The following is a 24,247-nucleotide window of genomic DNA, read 5'->3' as shown; positions in this document are numbered from 1 at the left end:
CCGGGATGCAACGCGTTTACTCGCTGGTCGCGAGGTTCAGGTTCAAGCGCGTGCGGGCCGCGTCCTCCTCGACAGCGGCCTTCGGGTTGTGGCGTGCGAACTCGAGGCGGTCGAGGTACTCGGGGGTCACGTCGCCGGTCACATACACGCCATCGAAGCACGAAGCCTCGAAGTTCTGCAGCGCCGGATTGACGTCCGAGATCGACCGCTTGAGCGCGTCGACATCCTGGTACACCAGGGCGTCGGCGGTGATCTCGCGGCAGATCTCTTCGTTGCTGCGGCCGTAGGCGATCAGTTCGTCGCGGGTCGGCATGTCGATGCCATACACGTTCGGGAACAGCACCGGTGGCGCGGCCGAAGCGAAGTACACATTGCGGGCGCCCGCTTCGCGCGCCATCTGGACGATTTCGCGGCTGGTGGTGCCGCGCACGATCGAGTCGTCCACCAGCAGCACGTTCTTGCCCTTGAATTCGGCAGTGATCGCGTTGAGCTTCTGGCGCACCGACTTGCGGCGGATCGCCTGTCCCGGCATCAGGAAGGTACGGCCGATGTAGCGGTTCTTGATGAAGCCTTCGCGGTACTCGACGCCGAGCTTGAGCGCCAGCTGGATGGCGGCCGGGCGCGACGAATCGGGAATCGGCATGACCACATCGATGTCGCCGGCCTTGAACCGGGCGCGCACCTTGTCGGCCAGGTACTCGCCCATCTTGAGGCGGGTAGCGTAGACCGAAGCGCCGTCGAGGATCGAGTCCGGGCGCGCCAGGTACACGTATTCGAACGCGCACGGGTTCAGCGACGGGTTGTCCGCGCACTGGCGCTCGTGCAGCTTGCCATCCATGTCGATGAACATCGCTTCGCCCGGCGCCACATCGCGCAGGAAGGTGAAGCCCATGCCTTCGAGCGCGACCGACTCGCTGGCGACCAGGTACTCGGTGCCGTTGTCGGTTTCGTTAATGCCGATGCACAGCGGGCGGATGCCGAACGGATCGCGGAAGGCCAGCAGGCCGTGGCCCGCGATCTGCGCCACCACGGCGTAGGCGCCACGCACGCGGCGGTGCACCGCGGCGACTGCCTTGAATACCGAATCAGGATCGAGCGCCAGGCCAGTGGTGCTTTCCTGGATTTCATGCGCCAGCACGTTAAGCAGCACTTCCGAATCGGAGTCGGTGTTGATGTGGCGGCGGTCATTGCGGAACATCTCGGACTTGAGCTGCTCCTGGTTGGTCAGGTTGCCGTTATGCGCCAGGGTGATGCCGAACGGCGCGTTGACGTAGAACGGCTGCGCTTCCTCTTCGCTCGACGAGCCGGCGGTCGGATAGCGGCAGTGGCCGATACCGGAATTGCCCTGCAGCGAACGCATGTTGCGCGTACGGAAAACGTCACGCACGAGGCCGTTGGCCTTGTGCATGGAGAACATGCTGCTGTGATTGGTTGCGATGCCCGCTGCGTCCTGGCCGCGGTGCTGCAAAAGCAGCAATGCGTCATACAACAGCTGGTTGACGGGGTTATTCGAGACGACGCCGACGATGCCACACATGGTGCGCTCCTAAGACTGGTACTGCTGGATTTTAAAGATATTCAAAACTTTACGTATTGTGCGAGTGTGCCTGGCAGGAAAGGCTTGATGGTACGCGCGCCGGTCTCGACCATTGGGCTGAGCAAGGCTTCCTTCCAGAAAGCCTGCTGGGGAATGGATGTCATCCCACACAATATGACGCCGGCCAACACAATCACAATACCCCGCGCCAGGCCGAACAGGCCACCCAGGCCGCGGTCGGCAATGGTCAGGCCGCCGGCCTTGACCAGCGCATCGACCGCCAGGGTGAACAGGCCCATCAGGATGCGCACGCCGAGGAACAGCGCCACGAACGCCACCATCAGGCGCACGGCTTCCCCGGGGATCATCGACGGCAGCATCGGCGCCAGCTGGGCGCCATACGCGTTGGCGACCACAAAGGCGGTCACCCAGCTGACCAGCGACAGGATTTCCTTCACCAGGCCGCGCATGGTGCTGATGACAACCGAGGCAACCAGCACGAACAATACTAAATAATCAAAAAGCGTCACGCCGCGCCGCTTCCGTCATCGACACGCACTTGCATCAGGCCGGAACCACGCTGCCGCCGAGGCCAAGCTTGCCCAGCCTGGCGCGGGTCTTGTCGGCTTCCTCGCGGCTTAGCGGGCCTACGCGCACGCGAATCAGTTCGCCCTCTTTGGCTTTCACCTTCTGGGTGTACGAATTGATGCCTTCGGCGCGCAGCTTGGCGCGCAATTCGTCGACCTTCTCCTGGCTGGCCAGGGATGCAACCTGCACCACGAACTTCTGGCCCGCCGCATCGGCCGGCTTGTCTTCGAGGATGGCAATCGCGCGGGCGGCGTCGGCCTTCACGGCAGGCTTTTCTTCCGCTTTTTTGGCCACCGCTTTTTCAACCGGCTTCTCCAGCGGCTTGGGCGGCGCCGCCGCCACCTTCGCTTCCGCCGGCTTGTCTTCCTTCGGCAGAATCTTCATCTCAGGTTTGGCCGGAGCGGCATCGACCCGCGCGACTTCCCGTCCGGCCGGGGCGGCGGGCGCGTCGACGATCTCTTCGCGCGCGTCGAGCGCATCGGCCGCATCGACAGCAGGCGCGGGCGCTTGGGCCACCGCCGGTGCGGGACGGTCTTTCGACGGGATACGGATATCGATATCGGACGACAGCGGCTTCGGCTCGGAATCGAGCAGCATCGGCAACCCGACCGCGACGGCCAGCGCCAGCGCGATGGCGCCTACCAGGCGGCGGCGCGCGCGCTTTTTCTCGGGGAGGATGGGGTCGGCGCCCGCTTTCGCGCGGGCGCGCCGCGGCGCTGGTGCACCGGCGCTGGACGCGCGCTTGGAACGCGCTTCGGCGCTGGCGACGTCGTCTGGCGAGGTATAAAAACCACTATCTTCAGCAGTGGTCTCTTGCTTGTTTTTACTGGAATTCGAGAACAAGCCCATGCGATTATTTGTCAGTGATTGAGGATTTTCGGGCTGCCATCACGCCGGCGACGGTGTAAAAGGAGCCAAAGACCACAATTCTATCATTCTCCCCGGCCCGACTCATCGCATTTGCAAACGCCTGGGCCGGGTCGGGGAAGGCGCTGACCGAATATTCGCCCTCCTTGGCGCTCGCCGGCCGCAGGGCCGCCAGCTTTTCCGCCAGCTTGCCCGACGACGCCGAGCGCGGCGACGGCAGGTCCGCCACGCACCAGTGGTCGACAAATTCCGCCATCGGCGCAATCACGCCGTCGATGTCCTTGTCTTCCATGATGCCGAACACCGCATAGGTAAACGGATGAAAGCCCATGTTGCCGAGGTTCTGGGCCAGCGCCGACGCCGCGTGCGGGTTGTGCGCCACGTCGAGGATCACGGTCGGGCGGCCCGGCAGCACCTGGAAGCGCCCCGGCAGCTCGACCAGCACCAGGCCGGTGCGCACTTCCTGCGCGCCCACCGGCAGTTCGAGGCGCAGCACTTCCAGTGCGGCCAGCGCGGCCGATGCGTTGAGCAGCTGGTTGGCGCCGCGCAGGCTCGGATAGCCCAGCGAATTGCGGCGCTGGTTGCGTCCGCCGTAGTTCCACTGCTGCTTGTCGCCCGAGTAGTTGAAGTCGCGCCCCAGCAGCCACAGGTCGGCGCCGATTTCTTCGGCATGCGCGACCAGGGAAGCCGGCGGTACCGGGTCGCTGCAGATCGCCGCTTTACCCGGGCGGAAGATGCCCGCCTTTTCAAAGCCGATCTTTTCGCGGGTGTCGCCCAGGTAGTCGGTGTGGTCGATGTCAACCGAGGTCACGATGGCGACGTCGGCGTCGATCACATTGACCGCGTCGAGGCGCCCGCCAAGGCCCACTTCCAGGATCGCGACATCGATGCCGGCCCCTGCCAGCAGGTGCATGATGGCCAGTGTGGTGAACTCGAAATACGTCAGCGGCACATCGCCGCGCTGCGCTTCGACCGCGTTGAAGCTGGCCACCAGGGCTTCGTCGGTGGCCAGCTCGCCGCCAATGCGGGCGCGCTCGTTAAAATCGAGGAAGTGCGGCTTGATGTACAGCCCCACCTTGTAGCCGGCGCGCAGCAGGATCGATTCGAGCATTGCGCAGGTCGAGCCCTTGCCGTTGGTGCCCGCGACCATGATCACCGGGCAGTCGAACTTGAGCCCCATACGTTCCTTGACCGCGCGAACCCGGTCCAGGCCCATGTCGATGTGGACTTCGGCGTGGCGCGACTCGAGCAGCGCTAACCAGGCAGGCAATGTGGTCGGGAGGTTTGGCATGGGATGTACTTCGGTGGCGACGCGCGCGCGATACCCGCGCGCGCGCCTGGGGGACGATGTTTATTCTGCGATGACTTCGACAGCCTGGCCCTGGAGCAGCGCGAGCAGGTGGGCGATTTCTTCACGCATCTGGCGGCGGTCGACGATCATGTCGACGGCGCCTTTGGTGACCAGGAACTCGGCGCGCTGGAAGCCTTCAGGCAGCTTCTCGCGCACGGTGTTCTCGATGACGCGCGGGCCGGCAAAGCCGATCAGCGCTTTCGGTTCGGCGATCACGACGTCGCCCATGAAGGCGAACGACGCGGACACGCCGCCCATGGTCGGATCGGTCAGCACGCTGATGAACGGCAGCTTCTTTTCCGACAGCTTGGTCAGCATCGAGGTGGTTTTCGCCATCTGCATCAGCGACAGCAAGCCTTCCTGCATGCGTGCGCCGCCGGTGGCGGTAATGCAGATGAACGGCACCTTCTGCTCAAGCGCGATCTGGGCGCCGCGCACGAAGCGTTCGCCGACCACGGAGCCCATCGAGCCACCCATGAATTCGAATTCGAAGCAGGCCACGACCACCGGCAGGCTCATGATGGAGCCGCCGAGGACGATCAGCGCATCGGTCTCGCCGGTCGCTTCCATCGCCGCCTTCAGGCGGTCAGGGTATTTTTTGCTGTCTTTGAACTTGAGCGTATCGACCGGCAGGGTTTCCTGGCCGATTTCGTAGCGGCCGCCCTCGTCAAGCAGCGCATCGAGGCGCTCGCGCGCGCGGATGCGCATGTGGTGGCTGCACTTCGGGCACACGTGAAGGTTCGATTCCAGGTCGGTGCGGTAGAGAACCGCTTCGCACGACGGACACTTTACCCAGAGGCCTTCCGGCATGGTTTTACGCGCAGCCGCATCGGAGCGCTGGATCCGCGGGGGCAGCAGTTTTTCTAACCAACTCATGTGTTCTCCTTCAACAGCGATCGTAAGTGGTCGGTAGTGTAGCCGTTTGGGATGCAGATGTCGAATTGTGCAATTCTGTCATCACCCTCAGCACAAGATGCTACCGGGGTCAATCGCGCGCAGGAACTGTTGTGTTTATTTTACCAAAATATGCGGATTCGATTATTTTTTCATTATCTCTTTGCCGCCCGGTGGTATATTTACTAGCATAATTAAATCGGATGGTCATGCGCGAGCGCAGGCAATCCTGTCATTAAATACACGACGCATATTCACACTCCGGGCACACGAACTTATTTCCACAGCTGATTACCCTGTGGGGAATTAAAAATCAAGCGTCCCGGGGTGTGTGATCCATCAGAGGCAACTTGCCCTGACACTGGCATTAGGGGGCCATGTGAACATTGTCGGCTGGCGCGGCGCGTCCCATCGGGACGACGCCGATGAGATAGCGCTGATCGCAAAGATGAGGCTGATACTCGCCAGCGCGACGTTACTAACTGTGATAATTGACCCAGACGGAATGGGCCAGCCCCATCCATTCACAGCGATCATCTTCTATTTATATACTGCGCAGAGTTTTGTTCTGTACATTCTCTCCGAAAGTAACGGCGCGGTACGCCAATCGAAACTGGTTCACTGGCTCGATGTTTTCTGGTTCACCCTGCTGCTCGCGTTAACAGGGCCGCTTTCCGGATTTTTCTTCCTCCTGTTTTTCGCTATTTCCACGGCTGCCTTCCGTTGGGGCTACGACGAGGGCGCCCGGGTGACACTGGCGTGCGCGGCGCTGTACACGCTGGCAGGCCTGAGCTCACCGAACCAACCGGTGCTCGCACAGGTAATGCTGCGCACCGCTTTCCTGCTTGGCCTCGGCTATATGGTGTCGCACTGGGCCAACGTACTGTTGACCCATAAACGCCAGATCGCCCTGCTGCGCGACGTCAGCCGCCTGTCGAACCCACGCTTTGGCGTCGATGAGACGATTAACTGTGTGCTCGAGCAAACGAGGGAGTTCTTTCAGGCAACAAGCTGCGTGATGATTACTCGCGACAACCAGGCCAATGGCTGGCGTATGCGGTCGGCCAGTTTCAACCCGGACCCATTTGCCACTGCCCAGTCGCTGCTCGACGACGAAGCTGCCGCCCCGCTGCTGTCGCTGCCCACCGGCTTCAGCGGGGTGTTTTGCGGTCCGCCCTTCGCCTGGCTGCCGTGGCCGGGACGGTTTCATACGCGAAGCGCAGTCTGCTCGCACTGGCAACGCTCGTCTGCGCAAGAAGGCCGCCGCCTGGCCGATCTGCTCGGCGCGCGCAGTTTTATCTGCGTGCCGATCCCGCTGCGCGGCGAAGAAGGACGTATTTACGTGATTGCGCCTGACGCCAGCCTTACCAAGGCCGACGCCAATTTCCTCGCACAAGTGTCCGCCCAGGCATTCCCGGTCATCGAGAATATCGAACTGCTCGACCGCATGGCTTCTGATGCAGCACGGCGCGAGCGCCAAAAGTTCTCGAACGACCTGCACGACACCACCATGCAGCCATATATCGGCCTGTCGCATGCGCTGCGGGGACTCATTGGCAGGACCACGCCTGACAACCCGCTGGCTGGGGAGCTGCGCCAGGTGGCCGACATGGCGGACAATTTCGTGCGCGACTTGCGCCATTTCGCCCGCACGATCAGCAATACCTCGCCCGGTGCAGTCGAGCCGGCGTTCGTGATGGCGCTGCGCGCGCATGCGGCGCAGGTCAAGGATTACTTCAACCTCGACATCGTGGTCAGTGCGCACGAGGCCATCGGCATCAACGACCGGCTTGGGGCCGAGGTATTCCAGCTGGTCAGCGAAGGCATGAGCAACATACGCCGCCATACGCTGGCGACCCGTGGCGCGGTGAAGATGTGCCGCAAGCATGGATGGCTTCACATCAGCATTGAGAACGAATGCCCATCCGGCCCGGCCGACCCGTTCGTGCCACGCTCCATCTCTGAACGGGCAGCCTCCCTGGGCGGTTATGCGTACGTCGGCAGCGGCAGCGACGGCGCCACCGCCGTGAACATTGACATCCCGGTGTAGTTCCGATGATGCCCGTGCCATCGAGCCCCATCAGCGTAATGCTGGTCGACGACCACAAGACCATGTTGTGGGGCCTTGAACGCCTGATCGGCGGCGAGCGCACCGGCATGCAGGTCGTCGCCTGCGCCAGCAACCGTGAGGAAGCGTTGGCGCAGGCGGCGCGCTTCTCTCCAAACGTGATCCTGCTCGATATCGACCTGAATGGCGATTGTTCGCTCGACTTCCTGCCGGCGCTGCTGGTTAGCGGGGTGTCGCGGGCACTGGTGTTCAGTGGCATGCGCGACCAGGCCACGCTCGACCGCGCGATCCTGGCCGGCGCCAGGGGCGTCTTGCGCAAGGACGCACCGGCAGAAGTGGTGCTGCGCGCCATCGAGAAAGTGCACCAGGGCGAACTCTGGATAGACCACGAAATGATGGCGCGCGTGTTCGGCGCGTTTACGAACCAGCGCGCCGCGACGAAAAAAAATCCTGAGCTTGAAAAGCTGGCCTCATTGACGGCGAAGGAACGCAAGATCGTCGATGCGATCATTGCCGGTAACGGCATGACCAACAAAGCCCTCGCCCAGAGCCTGTTCATTTCCGAGCACACCCTGCGCAACTACCTCGTGTCGATCTACAAAAAGCTCGGGGTGAACAACCGTCTCGAACTGTACGTCTACGCTGTAAGACACCATATCTCAGCTGTTGCCGGCTAAGCGCAGGACAGCTGCACTCCCTGATGCTGTGACACTTGTCACGGTTCACACCCCAAAAATCAGCACAAATGTCGCACCCAAAAAAGTGCGTTTGTGAGATGCCCCGTTTCGCGTCCGCGCCTACAGTTAGACATCAGCGCCGGAGTTGAACGCCGGACGAAATCCCGATCGATGTGTAGCAGAACCGTGGAAAGCCACCATGTACTTCCCCGATTTCCTGCCACCCGCGCTCGTCGATTTTTTGAATGGTAAGGCCGGGGGCTCCATGTATGAACACGCCCTTGCGTGGGCACTCGTGGCAGTCATCTGCGTCCTCGCGGTCATCGCGTTCACGTAGTGGCCCGGCCAGCGATCCGATCCAGCGCTGAAATTTAATAAACCATCCATCGACCTAAACCTGAAGGGAAAAATCATGAAATTCATCAAGAACTTTATGCAGGAAGAAGACGGCGTGACGGCAATCGAATATGGCCTGATTGCGGCGCTGATTGCCGTCGCGATCATTGTCACCGTAACCCAGGTCGGGGTCGACCTCAATTCGGTGTTCACGAAAGTATCGACCAAGCTGTCGGCCGCGGTCGCATCGGCACCTTAAGCCAGCCGAGCCCGGTGCTCATGCTTGCGCACCGGGCGTGCCGAAACCTGTGAGCCACATCATGCCGAATTTCATCCATATCGTCCAAGGCAATGTCGAGTTTTTCGGCAGTTACACGCTCGAATTTCATATCGCAATTCTGATGGCTATTATCGTTATGGCGACCACGTTCGATATTCGCGAACATCGCATACCAAACTGGCTGGTCGCACTCGGCCTGCTATTCGCCATCACGCACCATGTGCTATCGCCTTTCGGCCAGGGCGTTGCCTTCACCCTCTTCGGGCTGGCGGTTGGCATCGCCGCGCTGTTGCCGCTTTACGCGATGCGGACGATGGGCGCCGGCGACGTGAAGCTGATGGGAATGGTCGGGGCTTTCCTCGGCCCTGGGGCCGGATTCAGCGCGGTGCTGGCCACCATGATCGCGGGTGGCATCCTCGCACTCGCCGCCAGCGCCTACAAGCGCGCACTGCCGCAGCTGGTCGGCAACCTGCGCACCATGCTGATCCAACGGGACATCCGACGCATGGGCGGCGCCGGTTCAGAAGCGCTTCCCGCGCCGCCATCGGTCGGCAAACTGCCCTATGCGGTCGCCATCGCCGCAGGAACTGCCGTACAGATTTTCATGCTGCGTCCTTGACGCCTCCCTTTCCCATGGATGACACGGATATGCTGACCGAATCAAGAGCCGAACGTATGGAGACGTTTGCTGCGGCCGCCGCGGCAGCCGCCCCGTTCACACCGCGCCCGCCGCGCACGGTCAATGAAACCGGCCTGCCGTTCGTATTCCTGGTCGAGCTGGCGGTCAAGGTATTGTTCCTGCGCGGGCTCGTGCGGCTGGTCGAACTGGCCAGTCATCTGAAACTGAGCGTCAGCGTGCTCGACCCCATGATCACCTTCATGCGCGCCGAAAAGCTCTGCGAAGTCACCCGCATCGGCAGCACCGGCACCGACGCCGACATCTCCTACAAGCTGACCGATCTCGGACGCACCCGCGGCGTCGAATACCTGAACCGCTGCGGCTACGCAGGACCGGCCCCGGTGACGCTCGAAGCCTACAGCACCGAGATCCGCGCACGCAGCGTCGCGTCGATGCGCATATCGCGCGCCGCCATGCTGGCCGAGTTCGGCGACATCGTGGTTAGCGCCGGCGTGCTCGACCAGCTGGGCGCGGCGATGAACTCGGGCCGCGCCATGTTTATCCACGGTCCTGCAGGCAGCGGCAAAACCTACCTGGCCGAGCGCCTGGCCGGGCTGCTGTGCGGTGCGACCAGCGTCCCGCACGCCCTGTACGTTGGCGGCGAAGTCATCCAGATGTACGACCCGGTGGTGCACCGCGAACCCGAAGGCAGCGGCACGCCTGACGACGTGTTCCACAGCCGCCTGGCCAAGGATGCGCGCTGGATCGCCTGCCGCCGCCCCGCCGTGCTGACCGGCGGCGAACTGACGCTCGACATGCTCGACCTGAAGTTCGACGAGACCACCCGCTACTACCAGGCGCCGCCGCACCTGAAAGCCAACAATGGCATCTTCATCGTCGACGACCTTGGACGCCAGCGCTGCTCCCCGACCGACCTGCTGAACCGCTGGATCGTGCCGATGGACCGCAAGGTCGATTTCCTGTCGCTCCATACCGGGTACAAGTTCCAGGTGCCGTTCGACGTCATCGTCGTGTTCTCGTCAAACCTGCCGCCGGCGGAGCTGGGCGACGGCGCGTTCCTGCGCCGCATCGGCTACAAGATCCACGTCGGCCCGATGGTGGAGAACGACTATCGCAGCATCTTCATGCGCGCATGCGAGGCTTATGGCATCGCGTGGTGCGGCGAGACCTTCGACTACCTCGTGCGCGAACATCACCTGCGCGAGGACCGCCCCCTGCTGGCCTGCTATCCGCGCGACCTGCTGTCCCAGGTGCGCGACAAGGGCGCATACGAGGGCGAAGTCCCCCTGCTGACGCCTGCGTCGATCCGCTGGGCATGGAACAACTACTTTACCGGCGCCCAGCATACGGCGCCCGGCACCCCCGACCGCTCGTCGCAAACCCAAGGTGACTGAAATGAAGAACACACGTGGACTCATCATGCTCGCACTGGCACTGGTGCTCGCCGTCGGCGCCGTTTTCGCCGCGGCACGCTGGATTAACGCCAGGGCAACCGGCAACACCTCGAAGGCCGCGGTGGCGATGGTCGACATCGGCCTCGGCTCGCGCATCACGCCCGAGATGATCCGTATGGTGGACTGGCCGGCATCGGCCATGCCGCCGGGCGCCTTTACCGATCCGAAGCTGCTCGACTCGCGGGTCGCCCGTTCGACCATCCAGCGCGGCGAACCGATCATGGAAGCAAAACTCGCGCCGCCCGGCACGCAAGGCGGACTGTCGGCAGTCGTCGCAAACGGCAAGCGCGCGATGACGGTGCGCGTCAACGATGTGGTGGGCGTGGCAGGCTTTGCGCTGCCAGGCAATTTCGTCGACATTCTCGTCAACACCCAAGAGGAATCGGCCAGGAAGGATGGTGCGCGGGAGGTCTCGATTTCGAAGATCGTCCTCGAACGCATCCTGGTGCTGGCCATCGCGCAGGACCCGAACCGCGACGACACCAAGCCAAAAGTCGTCAATGCAGTGACGCTGGAACTGTCGCCGGAGCAGACCGAGAAGCTGGACCTCGCCCGCAGCGTCGGCACGCTGTCGCTGGTGCTGCGCAACCAGATCGACCCGGACCCCGTGAAGACCGACGGCGCTACCAAGAACGCGCTGCTCGGTGTCACACGTCCCGTTGTCCTGCGCCCCCGGCCTGTGGTGCGGAAGGTCACGATGATGCGTCCGGCCCACCAGGTCGATGTCATCAAGGGCCTTGAACGCACGGTCCAAAAATTCTAATAAAAACGGGAGAAGCGCGATGCGCACATTATTGACTCAGGCAGGAACCAAGGGCACGCTGGCGTTGCTGTTCATATGCGCCTGCGCCTTCGCAGCCGTCCCCGCCGCTGCAAAGGAAGCCCCGGCTAAAAGCCGGACCCGCCTGGCGGCCCAGCCTGCGCAGGCGGTGCCCTCGGGCGGCGCGGCCGTTCTCTCGCAACAGGTCGCCCTGGCCGAGGGCAAATCGACCGTGATGCGGCTGCCATTTCCGGCCACCCGCCTGTCAGTCGGCAATGCCAAGGTTGCCGACGTCATCCTGCTCAACCCGAGCGAAGTCTATATGCTCGGCAAAGCGGTCGGCACGACCAACCTGATCCTCTGGAACAAGGCCAACGAGGCAACCATTATCGATATCGCGGTGAGCCTCGATACGACCGGCCTGCATGCCCGTTTCGGGCAACTGCTGGCCGGGGAAAAAAACGTCACGATCACCGCTGCCGCCGACACGCTGGTGCTGTCTGGCGAAGTGTCCGATGCCGTCAAGCTCGACCAGATGCTTGCACTGGCCAACGCCTACGTCAAAAACAGTGGCGCCGCCGCGGGCGCTGCCGGGGACGATGCGGTCCAGGCCAAGGTGATCAACATGATGTCCGTGGCCGCGCCCCAGCAAGTGATGCTGGAGGTGAAGGTCGCCGAGATCTCCAAAACCCTCGTCGACCAGCTTGGGGTCAGCATGGGCGCCAGCCGGACCAACGGCAGCTGGACTTACAGCTTCCTGTCCAACCTACTGAGCAGCAACCCGAGCCTGCTCGATGCCTTCAACAGCAAAACCGGCAATTTCGTCACCATCGATGCGCAAAAGCGCAATGGCCTGATCAAGGTGCTGGCCGAGCCGACCATCATGGCGATCAGCGGGCAGGAGGCAAGCTTCCTGGCGGGCGGCAAAATCTTCATCCCGGTCAGCCAGACCAACAACAACGGCTTCCCGGTGATTACGCTCTCGGAAAAAGAGTTCGGCATTGCAGTCAAGTTCACCCCGACTGTCCTGGAAGGCGGAAGGATCAACCTGAAAGTGGCGCCGGAAGTGTCCGACCTGAACAAGGAAGGTATCGGCATTACCGCCACCGGCGTCAATGGCACCGCCATCCTGCCCTCGTTCACCACCCGGCGCGCCACGACCACCGTGCAGCTGTTCGATGGCCAGAGCTTCGCCATCGGCGGCCTGATCAAGAACAATGTCACTACCAACGTCAAGGCTTTCCCGCTGCTGGGCGAAGTGCCGGTGCTGGGCGCGCTGTTCCGCAGCAGCGACTTCCAGACCGACCGTTCGGAGCTGGTGTTCATCATTACCCCGCACCTGGTCAAGCCGCTGCCGCCCGATTACAAGCTGCCTACCGACGGATACACGGAACCGACCCGCTCGGAGTTCTTCCTGGGTGGGCAGATCGAGGGCAAGCCGCGTACCGACCTGATACAGGCCGGCGCCGTGCCGGCGCCGCCGCCATCCGGATTCGACCTGAAATAGGAGCCTGGCCATGCATACCAACCTGATTGCCCGCGCTGTACTCCTGGGCGCCGCATTGTCGGCAGCTGGCTGCGCCATGCCGCCAAACGAGCCTGCGCCGCCGCTGGGCGCCATCGTCAGCCTGACCATGGCGCAGCAGGTCATGAACCCGGCCGCCGGCATCAACCCCGACCCGGTTTCGGGCATCGACGGCAAGGCTGCCAAAAGCGGCTACGACGCCTACCAGAAGTCGTTCCGCGCGCCGGTGCCGCAGCAAAACGTATTCACCATCGGCGTCGCCGGCAACCGCTAGCAAGCACCATCATGGATACTCGCCTGATCGCCCTCCAGACGCCGCGCCGGCCAAGGCGCGAACGCGGCGTCATTGCGATTATCGTCGCGCTGTCGATTGCCGTACTGATCGGCTTTGGCGGCCTTGTCCTCGACCTGGGCCACCTGTTCGTCAACAAGACCGAACTGCAAAACGCCGCCGATGCGTGCGCCCTCGCCGCCGCCAATCAACTGGTGTGCGACACCAATGCAGGTCCCTGCCCTGCAGCTTTCCTGCAGGACGCGGAAGCGGCGGGGATGTATGTCGCTGGCCGCAACACCAGCGACTTCCAGAAAAAGGTTGTCGCAATCGAGGCGCAGGACGTCAAGTTCAACACGGCGATCGGCCCCAACGCTTCGTATCTGTCGCGCGCCGATGGCGCAAGCCCGGATTCCAAATTTGCCATGTGCAACACCCGCTCGGCGGCCATTCCGACCTGGCTAATGCAAGTGCTGAAAACCTTCCAGCCGACCACCGTGGCGGCCCAGGCGGTCGCGACCTTGGCGCCAGGACAGACCGCGTGCAATGCTTCGCCCATCGGTATCTGCTCGATCGATAAAACCCTGCCTGGCTATGGCTACGCAACCGGTCAATGGATCACGGCCAGGTTCAACCACGGCCAGAACGGCGATGATTCTCTCACCGGCAATTTCCGCTGGGTCGACTTCACGCCGAGCGCAGGCGGTACCAGCGAGGTCCGCGACCAATTGCTCGGCAATGGCACCGTGTGCGGCATTGCAGTCGGCGACAACGTGCGTGAAGAAGGTGTGAAACAGGGCGCCAAAAGCGCGTGGAATATGCGCTTCGGCATCAACCCACCTGGCGGCGCGTCCGACCTCGTTCCAACTGAAGTGGTGCCTGACAAAACCGGGTTTTCCTACCCAAGCAAGACGCCCCCTATCCCGGTGGGCACCAGCGCGTATGCCGATTACCGCCTTCAGCAAGCGGCGGCCAGTCCGTTCGACGACAAGCTGTACATCGGCGACAAGGTCAATGGCCAGCCTATCTCGTCGGCTGCTCACTTGGCGTACGGCGGCGAGCGCAGGCTGATTTCGGTGCCCGTCATCGAATGCGGCAAGTCGCCGGCGGAAGTAAAAATCCTCGACATGGCCTGTGTGCTCATGCTCAACCCCATGTCGAATGGCGCCACCGGTGACATTTACCTCGAGTGGCGCGGCTTGTCCAATGTTCCGGGAAGCGCTTGCCGTACTGCCGGTGTGCCAGGCGGCACCACCGGTCCCCTCGTTCCCACCCTGGTGCAATAGGAGGCAGCGTGAAAAACCACCACGCCCAGGCCGGCTCGGTCATTGTCGAATTCGCACTGGTGCTGACGCCGCTTCTAATCCTGGCTTTCGGCATCACCGAGTTCGGTCGCGCGATGTATCAATACAATGCGATCGCAAAGAGCGTGCGCGACAGTGCGCGCCATTTGTCGCAATACGCCCCCGGCGACGACCTGCGCAAGAACGAGGCGCGTGCACTGGTCGTTTGCGGCAAGCTCGCTTGCGGACCGGACGACAAGCCGCTGGTGCCAGGCCTGACCGCGAGCCATGTCTCGATCAGCGACCGGCTGTCAAGCGCCGACTACAACCAGCAATCCACCGGGCGCGGCACCCTTAACCTGGTACGGGTTGAGGTAAACGGCTTCGATTTCACCAGCATGGCGCCGGCGTTCGTGCCTGACGTAACGTTCGCACCGATTCACGTCACGATGATGCAAGTGCTATGAACGCTCGCCCATTCCGTCCGCTCAAGTACCAGCGCGGCGTCGCCGCGATCGAGTTCGCGCTGGTTGCCACGGTGTTCCTGACCCTGCTGTTTGGCATTATCGAGTTCAGCCGCATCACCTTCTACTGGAACGCGGCGACCGAAGCGACGCGCCTTGGCGCGCGCCTTGCCGTGGTGTGCGATATGGATGACGCCACCATCAAAAGCCGCATGACGGACCTGTTCCCAATTCTTAGCGCCGACAAGATCGATGTCGAGTACGAGCCAGGCGGCTGCCCCCCAACAACCTGCCGGCAAGTACGCGTGACGGTGGACGCACCGGGCGCCTTACCGACCTACATCCCTTTTTTTAATTTCAGCCCGGTCTTGCCGAAATTTTCGACCACACTGCCGCGCGAAAGCATGCGCAGTGCCTTTGGCAAGGCTGGCGAGGAAGTGGCAAACCCAGTGTGCATATGAGTTCCGGATCCAGAAGGCCACTATCGCAGCAAAAGAGGAGTTATCGTGAAAATCACCGTGGTATCCCGCAAAGACAAACAACTGCTCGAACTGGCGCGCCTGCTGCGCCAGCGCAGCGCCAACGACGAAGTCGAACTGGTATCGGGCACGCTCGATCGGCTGAACTTCGGCGCTTCGCAAGGGGCGCCCGACATCCTGCTGGTCGACGAGCCGCAAGGAAGCGACCTTGCGTTGCTGGAGCAGCTTGGCGCCAGCTATCCGCGCATGGCGACCATCCTGGTGGCCGAATCCCAGTCGCTTGCTTTCATGATGCAGGCAATGCGCGCGGGCGTGCGTGAGGTCTTGTTCACGGACACACTTGCTGACACGATGTTTGCGGCGGTCGACCGGATCGAAGAGAAACTCCAGCAGCACACCCATGCCAACGGCAAAGTCCTGGCCTTCGTGTCGTGCAAAGGCGGCAGCGGCGCCACTTTCCTGGCCACCAACCTTGGCTATGCACTGGCCGAATTGGGAGGCAAGCGCGTGGCGCTGATCGACCTGAACCTGCAGTTCGGCGATGCCTCGCTGTTCGTCGCGGACCACAAGCCGCTTGCCACGCTGGCAGACGTCGCGCTGCAGATGCACCGCCTCGACGCATCACTGCTCGCATCGAGCATGATGGCGATCACGCCGAACTTCTCGGTGCTGGCCGCACCGGACGACCCGGTTCATGCGGGCGACGTCAAGCCGGAACATATCGACGTGCTGCTCCGCCTGGCGCGCCGCCATTACGACTTCATCATCCTCGACGTAGGGCGCAGCCTCGACCCGGTCAGCGTGCGCGCGCTGGACCAGGCGGACACGATTTATCCTGTCCTTCAGACTACCCTGCCCTACATCCGCGACGGCAAGCGGCTGATCGAGGTTTTCCGCTCGCTGGGTTATCCGAAGGAGAAAATCCAGGTCATCGCGAACCGACACCAGAAGAAGGGAGACATCGGCCTGCGCGACCTGGAATCGGCCTGCGGCACGCCGGTTTTCATGTCGATCCCGAACCACTACGAAGCAGCGGCAGCCTCAGTCAACCAGGGCGTACCCGTCATCAAGTTGGCCAAGGGCAGCCCGATCGCAAAGTCCCTGAAGGGCTTCGCAATCGGGCTTGCCGGCAGCGCCATGAATGACAAGAAAGGCTGGATCTCCACACTGTTCAACAAGGCGCCGGCAAAGACGCCGGCCCCTGCGCCAGCAGCATCGACTGAAACCCGCGCACCCGCGCCATTTGGGGAGAAACAGCCATGGATGCAGAAATCGTGACCCTGCGGGATCGCCTTGCAACCACGGGCGCCCAGGGCGCAGCCCAGGCCCAGCGTTCGTTCGGCGATTCAGGCTACCAGCGGCTCAAGCACAACATCCACCAGGCGCTGCTCGACCGGGTTGACCTTGAAAGCCTGCAGAAGCTGTCCCAGGACCAGATCCGCGATGAGCTCAAGCTGCTCGTCGAGCACCTGCTCGACGAGGAAGTTGTCGCCATCAATGACGCTGAACGGCGCAACCTGACGCGCGATATCCAGAACGAGATGCTCGGCTTCGGCCCGCTCGAGCTGCTGCTGGCCGATCCGAGCGTATCGGACATCCTCGTCAATACCTGCAGCCAGGTGTACGTCGAACGGCGCGGCAAGCTGGAACTGACCGACGTCCGGTTCAGCGACGACGCCCACCTCATGAAGATCATCGACAAGATCGTCTCGCGCGTGGGCCGCCGCATCGACGAGTCCTGCCCGATGGTCGATGCGCGCCTGCCTGACGGATCGCGGGTCAACGCGATCATTCCGCCCCTGGCCATCGACGGGCCGATCATGTCGATCCGGCGCTTTTCGGCCGATCCGCTGCGCCTCGCCGACCTGGTGAACTTCAAGAGCATGACGAAGGCGATGGCGGACATCCTAGAAGGCTTGGGCAAGGCCGAAATCAACATCCTGATTTCGGGCGGCACCGGCAGCGGCAAGACCACGATGTTGAACGTCATATCGGGCTTCATCAGTCCCGAGGAGCGCATCGTGACAATCGAAGACGCCGCCGAACTCCAGCTGCAGCAGCCGCACGTGGTGCGTCTGGAGACGCGCCCGCCGAACATCGAAGGCCAGGGTGAAGTAACGCAGCGCGCGCTGGTGCGCAACGCGCTGCGCATGCGTCCCGACCGCATCATCCTCGGCGAGGTGCGTGGCGGCGAGGCGCTCGACATGCTGCAGGCGATGAACACCGGCCATGAAGGTTCGATGGCGACCATCCACGCCAACACGCCGCGCGACGCCCTCACCCGCCTGGAGAACATGATCAGCATGGCCGCCGCATCGCTGCCGACGAAGGCAATGCGCCAGCAGATCAGCTCCGCCATTGGCGTGGTGCTGCAGGTGTCGCGCCTGACCGACGGCAAGCGCAAGCTTATTTCGCTGCAGGAGATCACCGGCATGGAGGGCGACGTCATCACGATGCAGGAGATCTTCCTGTTCAAGCAGACCGGGCTTGGCGAGAACGGCGCGGTGCTCGGGCACTTCTGCGCCACCGGCGTGCGCCCGCGCTTTGTCGACCGCCTGCGCACCTATGGCGTCAGCGTGCCCGACAGCCTGTTCGATCCAACCCGCCAGTTTTCATAGGCCGCCATCATGGACTCGCTCTATTTCCTTTTTGCGACGCTGATCTTCGTCGCCGTTGTCCTGCTGGTCGAGGGCGCATACCTGGCGTGGAACTCGACCAAAGGCCCGGAAGCCGAACGGCTTACGCGCAGGGTGCGGGTGATGTCTGCCGCGCACAGCGGCAAGGCGGTGTCGATCACCAAGAAGCGGGTGCTCAGCTCAAGCCCCTTGTTGCTAAAGCTGCTGTCGGCGATGCCGCATGTGGCCGCGCTCGACCGCCTGTTGCTCCAGTCGGGAAAGGAATGGTCGGTGGCGAAATTCCTCGCCATTTCCCTTGGCTGCGCAGCCGCCGCGATCGCAGTGGGGACATGGTTCGCCTTTCCAATGCTGATCCAGTTGGTCGTTGCAGCGCTCGTTGCGCTGTTGCCTCTGCAACTGGTGGCCCGTGCACGAAGCAAGCGCATCCATCGCATCGAAGTGCAGCTACCGGATGCGCTCGACCTGATGAGCCGCGCGCTGCGCGCCGGCCACGCTTTCCCGACCGCGCTGAAGATGGTTGGCGACGAGATGAAGGATCCGCTCGCCGGCGAGTTCGCGATCGCCTTCGATGAGGTTAATTTCGGCGTGTCGATGCCCGATGCACTGATGAACCTGGCCAACCGGGTGCCAAGCACAGACCTGCGCTACTTCGTCATCGCGGTGCTGATCCAGCGCGACACCGGCGGCAACCTGTCGGAACTCCTCGACAGCATCGGCACGATCATCCGCGACCGCATCAAGCTGCTCGGACAGATAAGAGTGCTTTCAGCCGAAGGAAAAATGTCGGCGTGGGTACTGTCGCTGCTGCCATTCGGCGCTGCCGCGATGATACAGCTGACCAACCCGAAATTTCTGGAGGTGCTGTACACCGACCCGGCTGGGCAGAAGATGATCATGGTTGCGCTTTTCATGATGTTCATGGGCGTACTTGCAATGCGCAAGATCATCAAAATCCGCGTCTGAGAGAGCGCACCACAATTTAGGAGCAACTGCGATGTCAATCCTGGAAATCGGATTCCTGGCCTTCATCTTCTGCATTGTGTTTGGCTTCGCGTTGGCCGGACTGCGAATGGCCGGCACCACGCCGATCAAGGGCCGGCTGGACGCGGTCGGCGCCACTGTCGATACCGCCGCCACCGGGCCGTCACCGTGGATGACGCAGGTGGTGGAGTTGGCAAAGCCGATCGCCAAGCTGTCTTTGCCAGACGATGCGGCGGAAACCTCCGTCGTCCGCGCCCGCTTCATGAATGCAGGCTTCCGACATCCGTGGGCGCCGATCATTTTCTTCGCCGCGAAAACCTTCCTGTCGCTCGGGTTGCCGCTGGCTGTCTTTTTTGGACTAAGCATTTCGAGTTCGACCTTCGGCTCCAATTCACTGCTGATGTATGTACTGGGCGCCGCGGCGGTCGGCTACTACCTGCCGAACATCATCCTCAAAAACCTGACCCAGCGCCGCCAGCGCGAAATCTTCGAGAGCTTTCCCGACGCATTGGACCTGCTGACAGTGTGCGTGGAAGCCGGATTGGGCATGGATGCCGCACTGGCGCGCGTGGCCAACGAAATCGGCCTGAAGAGCCGGATTTTGAGCGACGAACTGAACTTGGTCACGCTAGAACTGCGCGCCGGCAGTACCAAGGAAAAAGCGCTGCGCGGGCTGGCCATGCGTACCGGCGTCGAGGACGTTGACGCCCTGGTGGCGATGCTGATCCAGGCCGAACGCTTCGGAACCAGTATCTCAGCCTCGCTGCGCGTGCAGTCCGAGCAGCTGCGCACCAAGCGCCGCCAGCGCGCCGAGGAACAAGCCGCCAAGATCGCGCTCAAGCTGCTGTTCCCGCTGATCTTCTTCATTTTCCCATCGCTGCTGGTGGTGCTGATGGGTCCTGCGTTTATCCAGATTTATCGTGTCCTGCTGCCGACGTTCAGCGGATCCAACTAAAAGGAAGCATCATGCTTAACCAGCCCATCGCATTGGCCCTTCTCGGCATATGCCTGCTGCCTTCGTGCGCGAGCCTGCCCGCCCCCGTCCAGATGATGTTCCAGCCCGCCGAGCAGGTTCGCCATTCGGGCAGCGACGTCGCGTCGAGCTACTACAGGCTTGGCCGCTATCACCAGGACCACGGCGACCTGGCCCTTGCGCTGACCGCGTACAACTACGCCATCGCGCGCAATCCCACGGGGGCAGAAGCGCGTATCGCCGCTGCCTTCATCCATGCGCAACAGGGCCGCTTGCCGCAGGCCCGCGCGATGCTGCTGGCCGTCTGCGAAGAATATCCGGCGCTGGTCCAGCCCCGCAACAACCTGGGCTATGTGTACTACCTGCAGGGAGAGTACGGCGCGGCGGCGGCCTCGTTCCGCCAGGTGCTTGCGATGGAACCGGCGAACGAACGCGCACGCAACAATCTTGCGCTGGCCGAAGGCGCAAACGTCCGGCACCTCGCCGTCAAGCCGGAAAGCGCCCCAACCCAGGCCGCCGCCGCGCCACCAGCCGCAGCGCCAGTGGCTGCGGCTCCCATCGAACCGGCCGCACCCGCGGGCGGCATGCAACTGGTGCGGCTGGCCTCCAACATGTATGAGCTGAAGATGGCGCCCTCGCAGGCCGCGCAGTCTGCCGCACCTGCGATCGCTGCGGCGAGTGCCGCCATTGCCGATGCCCGCACTACCCCGGATTCGCGGGTCGAGATCGCCAACGGCAATGGCGTCGCCGGCATGGCCAAGCGTTTCCGGCAAGCGCTCGCCAAGCGCGGCGTGGCCGTAACGCGGCTCACCAACGCCAGGCCATTCGGGCGGGCGCAAACCAGTATCGAATTCCGGCCCGGTTTCGAGCAGCAGGCGCGCAGCCTGCAGGCGACGCTGGGCGGCAAAGGCGTACTGCAACAGGCCGACAAGCTCCAGGCGCGCACCGACGTGCGCCTTGTGCTGGGCAAAGACGCTGACCTGGCGTTCTCCAATGAACCCGCCATGCACGCCGGCGCAATGCTGACTTCCGCCGTCACGCCACCCTCCACCAACAATTAACCGCATTATCAGGAGCGCACATGAAAAAAATAATTAACCGCGCGAGCGTCTGGTCGGGCATCTGCGTGATCGTTGGTTTGCTGAGCGCGTGCGGTGGCGGCGGCGATAGCAGCGGCCCATGCAAATCCCTTGACCCGAGCCGCGACCCCAGCCTGCCGTCGTGCACCTTCACTTCGCCGTCGACCGGCGGATCGGCGGCAGCCATCGCGCCCGTCGCGCTGGTGCTCACCGATGCGTCAGGAGCCGCAACGACCACCATCACCCCCAAGTCGCCGGGCGTCGCCAAAGCGATGGTCAAGGACGGCAGCGGTAATCCGCTTGCAGGAATCGCGGTGCGGTTTGTCAGCACCGATACCACTGCGGCCCTTGTGCCTGCGGCGGGCACTGCGCTGACCGACGCATCGGGCCTGGCAAGCGTTGGGGTTGCGGCAGGAACGCAAGCCGGGGCCTTTACGATTACCGCGACGGCCACCAAGGACGGCGCCAGCGCAAACGGCAGCGTGAGCTACACGGTAGGATTCCCGGTACTGACGATGAGCCCATTGACGATCGGCCCATCGCCGCTGGCCGCCGGCGGGACTGCCAGCCTGTCGGTCACCGTGCTGGACGGCGGATCGCCTTTTGCGCCCGCACAAACGGTCAGCTTTACCTCGCCTTGCGCAGCCGCTGGCAAGGCCACCATCAGCTCGCCGGTCAGCACCGTCGGCGGAGTCGCGTCGACCTCGTACATCGACAAAGGCTGCGGTGCGCCTGACATCGTTACCGCATCGACGACACTCGCTGGCGCAACCACCAGCCAGACCGGCACGGTCAACGTACAAAGCGCGGTGGCCGGGCAGCTTGCGTTCGTGTCCGCCCTGCCACAGAACATCTCGCTCAAAGGCACCGGCGGCGCCGGCCGCCAGGAGTCGTCGGTAGTAGTGTTCAAGCTGCGCGACAAGAACGGCAACCCGGTGTCGGGGAAGCAGATTGATTTTTCGCTGACCACCACCGTTGGCGGCCTCGATATCAACCCAAGGACTTCGACGACGGGCGCCGATGGCACCGCCAGTACCGTCGTCGCTGGCGGCACGGTCAACACGCCGGTTCGCGTGATTGCGACGGTCGCAGGCACCGCCATCACGTCGATGTCGGACCAGCTGGTGGTTTCCACCGGCGTCCCCGACCAGAACAGCTTCACCATCGCTACCGAGATCTACAATGTCGAAGGCGCCCACTACAGCGGGTGCCCGTCCCCGGTCGGCTCGAAAGTGACGGTCAGGCTGGCCGACCACTTCAACAACCCCGCCCCGGACGGAACCGCCGTCAGTTTCACGGCCGAAGGCGGAACAGTGGATGGTTCCTGCCTGACCGGACTGGAGTCCACCACCCTTACCGATGGAACGGTGGTGCTGCAAAAAGGCGTTCCCGGATCGTGTACCGTGCGCTTCTGCGCGGCCAACCCGCGTCCGGCGGACGGCCGGGTAACCATCCTGGCCTATGCACTTGGCGAGGAGAGCTTTGTCGACACCAAGGGCACCAACCTGTACTACGACGCGCCAATCGATCCGTTCCAGGACCTGGGCGAACCGTTCCGCAACGACCGCGCGATCACCAACCGTAACGCTAACGCCAATTGGGGCCTGGTCGACTCCAACTGGACCGTCAAGCCGGACCTGCTCAATCCCGACGGCGACCGCTGGTCGTCGGGGAACATGGCAAAGATCACCGGGGAAGTCTTCATCGACTCCAACAGCGACCGCGCCTGGAGCAGCACGGGCGACGGCGTGTACAACGGCGTCCTGAAACCAGTACCCGACGTGCGGCCACAAGTGACGCATGTGCGCGGCGCGATTGTGCAAGTGATGTCGACCAGCACGGCCGCGATCACGTCGCTCGGACCGCAAGCGATTGTCCTTAGCCATTGTGTGAACGGCACCCCGTTCGTCAACAACGCGGTGACCATGACAATCGCGATCCGCGACACTAACCCGACGATCTTCGCATTGAATAACCTGTCGGGGAATATCCTGCCTGCAGGCACCAAGGTTGAATTTTCCAGCTCGAACGGGACCATCCTGAGCGAGCGCTCTTACGTCGTGCCAAACACGAACAACCCGGCGCAGCAGGAATGGATCTATACGGTGATGATGCAGAGCGATGCGAGCCAGAGCACGCCGATGAGCTTGCCGCCGCTGTGGTGCTCCAACAGCGTCACCAGCGGGCTGCTGACGGTGAAGGTGACGACGCCGATGGGCGTCGTGACCACCCGCACTTATCCAGTGACGGATTGAACGGTAGGGCGGGCAAGCGCGCAGCGCGCACCCGCCGTTTTTACCTTGCGCTCAGCTGTCAAGCGCGCTGCGAATGCCCGCAACGAAGGACCGTACCGCCGCCACTGCCTGGTCCTTCGGCGTGTTCTCCAGCTCCTGGATGATGCGGCTGCCAATGACAACCGCATCGGCCACTTCCGCCACTGCCTTCGCCGTCGCGGCGTCGCGGATGCCGAAGCCGACGCCGATCGGCAGCTTGACGTGCTCGCGGATCGCGGCCACGCGGCGCGCCACGTCGGCGGTGTCGATGGAGCCGGCGCCGGTGACGCCCTTGAGCGAGACGTAATAGCTGAAGCCACTGCCCACCCGCGCCACCTGCGCGATGCGTTCAGGCGTCGAGGTCGGCGCCAGCAGGAAGATCAGGTCAAGCTCGTTGGCGCGCATCGCGGCCGCGAACTCTTCGCATTCTTCCGGCGGGTAGTCGACCACGATGGCGCCGTCGGCCCCCGCTTCTTTCGACGCGCGGATGAACGCGTCCGGCCCGATACGCTCGATCGGATTGGCGTAACCCATCAGGACCACCGGCGTATGCTGGTTGGTCTTGCGGAATTCACGCACGTAGTTAAAGACGTCGCCAAGCCCGATGTTGAACTTGAGCGCGCGCTCGCAGGCGCGCTGGATGACCGGGCCTTCGGCCATCGGGTCGGAGAACGGGACGCCCAGTTCAAGGACGTCGGCGCCGCCCTCGACCAGCGCGTGCATCAGCGGGACCGTCATTTCAGGACCCGGATCGCCTGCCGTGATGAAGGTCACCAGGCCGGTTTTGTTTTGCGCCGCAAGCGCGGCAAAGGTTGGTGCAATTCTGGACAT

23 protein-coding genes are annotated in these 24,247 nt (G+C 63.0%); 17 read left to right on the top strand and 6 right to left on the bottom strand.

Features of this window, described 5'->3' with window-relative positions:
• Positions 1 to 16: 16 nt before the first annotated feature.
• The 5 genes from purF to accD are packed head-to-tail and all read right to left on the bottom strand — an operon-like array spanning position 17 to position 5,219.
• On the bottom strand, positions 17 to 1,537 hold the full coding sequence (gene purF / locus LMJ30_RS11295; RefSeq protein ID WP_229432449.1) for an amidophosphoribosyltransferase: 1,521 nt from the start codon (positions 1,535 to 1,537) through the stop codon (positions 17 to 19).
• 41 nt (positions 1,538 to 1,578) lie between these two features.
• Positions 1,579 to 2,067, bottom strand: a complete 489-nt coding sequence (locus tag LMJ30_RS11290; protein ID WP_229432448.1) for a CvpA family protein — start codon at positions 2,065 to 2,067, stop codon at positions 1,579 to 1,581.
• A 34-nt stretch (positions 2,068 to 2,101) separates the two neighbouring features.
• On the bottom strand, positions 2,102 to 2,974 hold the full coding sequence (locus LMJ30_RS11285; protein ID WP_229432447.1) for an SPOR domain-containing protein: 873 nt from the start codon (positions 2,972 to 2,974) through the stop codon (positions 2,102 to 2,104).
• Between the two features lie 4 nt (positions 2,975 to 2,978).
• Entirely contained in the window at positions 2,979 to 4,283 is a 1,305-nt protein-coding gene (folC, locus tag LMJ30_RS11280; protein ID WP_229432446.1) for a bifunctional tetrahydrofolate synthase/dihydrofolate synthase, read from the bottom strand.
• 60 nt (positions 4,284 to 4,343) lie between these two features.
• Positions 4,344 to 5,219, bottom strand: coding sequence for an acetyl-CoA carboxylase, carboxyltransferase subunit beta (gene accD / locus LMJ30_RS11275; RefSeq protein ID WP_229432445.1), 876 nt, complete (start codon positions 5,217 to 5,219; stop codon positions 4,344 to 4,346).
• 397 nt (positions 5,220 to 5,616) lie between these two features.
• Here accD and LMJ30_RS21765 point away from each other — a divergent pair, with 397 nt between their 5' ends.
• The 17 genes from LMJ30_RS21765 to LMJ30_RS11190 all read left to right on the top strand — a co-directional run bounded on the left by LMJ30_RS21765 (position 5,617) and on the right by LMJ30_RS11190 (position 23,398).
• Positions 5,617 to 7,287: a sensor histidine kinase gene (locus LMJ30_RS21765; protein ID WP_229432444.1), complete on the top strand. Its 1,671-nt coding sequence runs from the start codon at positions 5,617 to 5,619 to the stop codon at positions 7,285 to 7,287.
• Between the two features lie 8 nt (positions 7,288 to 7,295).
• Positions 7,296 to 7,982 (top strand): LuxR C-terminal-related transcriptional regulator, encoded by a 687-nt coding sequence (locus tag LMJ30_RS11265; protein ID WP_371873012.1) that lies wholly within the window; start codon positions 7,296 to 7,298, stop codon positions 7,980 to 7,982.
• 412 nt (positions 7,983 to 8,394) lie between these two features.
• Positions 8,395 to 8,577, top strand: coding sequence for a Flp family type IVb pilin (locus tag LMJ30_RS11260; RefSeq protein WP_229432442.1), 183 nt, complete (start codon positions 8,395 to 8,397; stop codon positions 8,575 to 8,577).
• A gap of 61 nt (positions 8,578 to 8,638) precedes the next feature.
• Entirely contained in the window at positions 8,639 to 9,217 is a 579-nt protein-coding gene (locus tag LMJ30_RS11255; RefSeq protein ID WP_229432441.1) for an A24 family peptidase, read from the top strand.
• Positions 9,218 to 9,273: 56 nt separating this feature from the next.
• Positions 9,274 to 10,632: a DUF8689 domain-containing protein gene (locus LMJ30_RS11250; protein WP_229432440.1), complete on the top strand. Its 1,359-nt coding sequence runs from the start codon at positions 9,274 to 9,276 to the stop codon at positions 10,630 to 10,632.
• A gap of 1 nt (position 10,633) precedes the next feature.
• Positions 10,634 to 11,455: a Flp pilus assembly protein CpaB gene (cpaB, locus tag LMJ30_RS11245; RefSeq protein ID WP_229432439.1), complete on the top strand. Its 822-nt coding sequence runs from the start codon at positions 10,634 to 10,636 to the stop codon at positions 11,453 to 11,455.
• A gap of 19 nt (positions 11,456 to 11,474) precedes the next feature.
• Positions 11,475 to 12,959, top strand: a complete 1,485-nt coding sequence (locus LMJ30_RS11240; RefSeq protein WP_229432438.1) for a type II and III secretion system protein family protein — start codon at positions 11,475 to 11,477, stop codon at positions 12,957 to 12,959.
• A gap of 10 nt (positions 12,960 to 12,969) precedes the next feature.
• On the top strand, positions 12,970 to 13,251 hold the full coding sequence (locus LMJ30_RS11235; protein WP_229432437.1) for a pilus assembly protein: 282 nt from the start codon (positions 12,970 to 12,972) through the stop codon (positions 13,249 to 13,251).
• Between the two features lie 11 nt (positions 13,252 to 13,262).
• Complete coding sequence (locus LMJ30_RS11230; protein WP_229432436.1) at positions 13,263 to 14,534, top strand: pilus assembly protein TadG-related protein; 1,272 nt, start codon at positions 13,263 to 13,265, stop codon at positions 14,532 to 14,534.
• 8 nt (positions 14,535 to 14,542) lie between these two features.
• Positions 14,543 to 14,998, top strand: a complete 456-nt coding sequence (locus tag LMJ30_RS11225; RefSeq protein WP_229432435.1) for a TadE/TadG family type IV pilus assembly protein — start codon at positions 14,543 to 14,545, stop codon at positions 14,996 to 14,998.
• On the top strand, positions 14,995 to 15,456 hold the full coding sequence (locus LMJ30_RS11220; RefSeq protein ID WP_229432434.1) for a TadE/TadG family type IV pilus assembly protein: 462 nt from the start codon (positions 14,995 to 14,997) through the stop codon (positions 15,454 to 15,456). The genes LMJ30_RS11225 and LMJ30_RS11220 overlap by 4 nt, the downstream gene beginning before the upstream one ends.
• Positions 15,457 to 15,501: 45 nt before the next feature.
• Positions 15,502 to 16,752 (top strand): CpaE/TadZ family protein, encoded by a 1,251-nt coding sequence (locus tag LMJ30_RS11215; protein ID WP_229432433.1) that lies wholly within the window; start codon positions 15,502 to 15,504, stop codon positions 16,750 to 16,752.
• Positions 16,734 to 18,092 carry a TadA family conjugal transfer-associated ATPase gene (locus tag LMJ30_RS11210; protein ID WP_229432432.1) on the top strand — a complete coding sequence of 453 codons (1,359 nt, stop codon included), beginning with the start codon at positions 16,734 to 16,736 and terminating at the stop codon, positions 18,090 to 18,092. The genes LMJ30_RS11215 and LMJ30_RS11210 overlap by 19 nt, the downstream gene beginning before the upstream one ends.
• A 9-nt stretch (positions 18,093 to 18,101) precedes the next feature.
• Complete coding sequence (locus tag LMJ30_RS11205) at positions 18,102 to 19,073, top strand: type II secretion system F family protein (RefSeq protein ID WP_229432431.1); 972 nt, start codon at positions 18,102 to 18,104, stop codon at positions 19,071 to 19,073.
• A gap of 31 nt (positions 19,074 to 19,104) precedes the next feature.
• On the top strand, positions 19,105 to 20,046 hold the full coding sequence (locus tag LMJ30_RS11200) for a type II secretion system F family protein (protein WP_229432430.1): 942 nt from the start codon (positions 19,105 to 19,107) through the stop codon (positions 20,044 to 20,046).
• A gap of 11 nt (positions 20,047 to 20,057) precedes the next feature.
• Positions 20,058 to 21,125, top strand: a complete 1,068-nt coding sequence (locus tag LMJ30_RS11195; protein ID WP_229432429.1) for a LytR C-terminal domain-containing protein — start codon at positions 20,058 to 20,060, stop codon at positions 21,123 to 21,125.
• Positions 21,126 to 21,145: 20 nt separating this feature from the next.
• Positions 21,146 to 23,398: an Ig-like domain-containing protein gene (locus LMJ30_RS11190; RefSeq protein WP_229432428.1), complete on the top strand. Its 2,253-nt coding sequence runs from the start codon at positions 21,146 to 21,148 to the stop codon at positions 23,396 to 23,398.
• 51 nt (positions 23,399 to 23,449) lie between these two features.
• Here LMJ30_RS11190 and trpA read toward each other — a convergent pair whose 3' ends face one another.
• The gene (gene trpA / locus LMJ30_RS11185; RefSeq protein WP_229432427.1) at positions 23,450 to 24,247 is read right to left on the bottom strand and encodes a tryptophan synthase subunit alpha; all 798 of its coding nucleotides are present in this window, start codon (positions 24,245 to 24,247) and stop codon (positions 23,450 to 23,452) included.

It is taken from the genome of Massilia agrisoli, assembly GCF_020831365.1.
Lineage (GTDB): Bacteria > Pseudomonadota > Gammaproteobacteria > Burkholderiales > Burkholderiaceae_D > Telluria_A > Telluria_A agrisoli.
The sequence above is the reverse complement of the archived record's forward strand: the minus strand, read 5'-3'. Positions and strand labels throughout refer to the sequence as shown.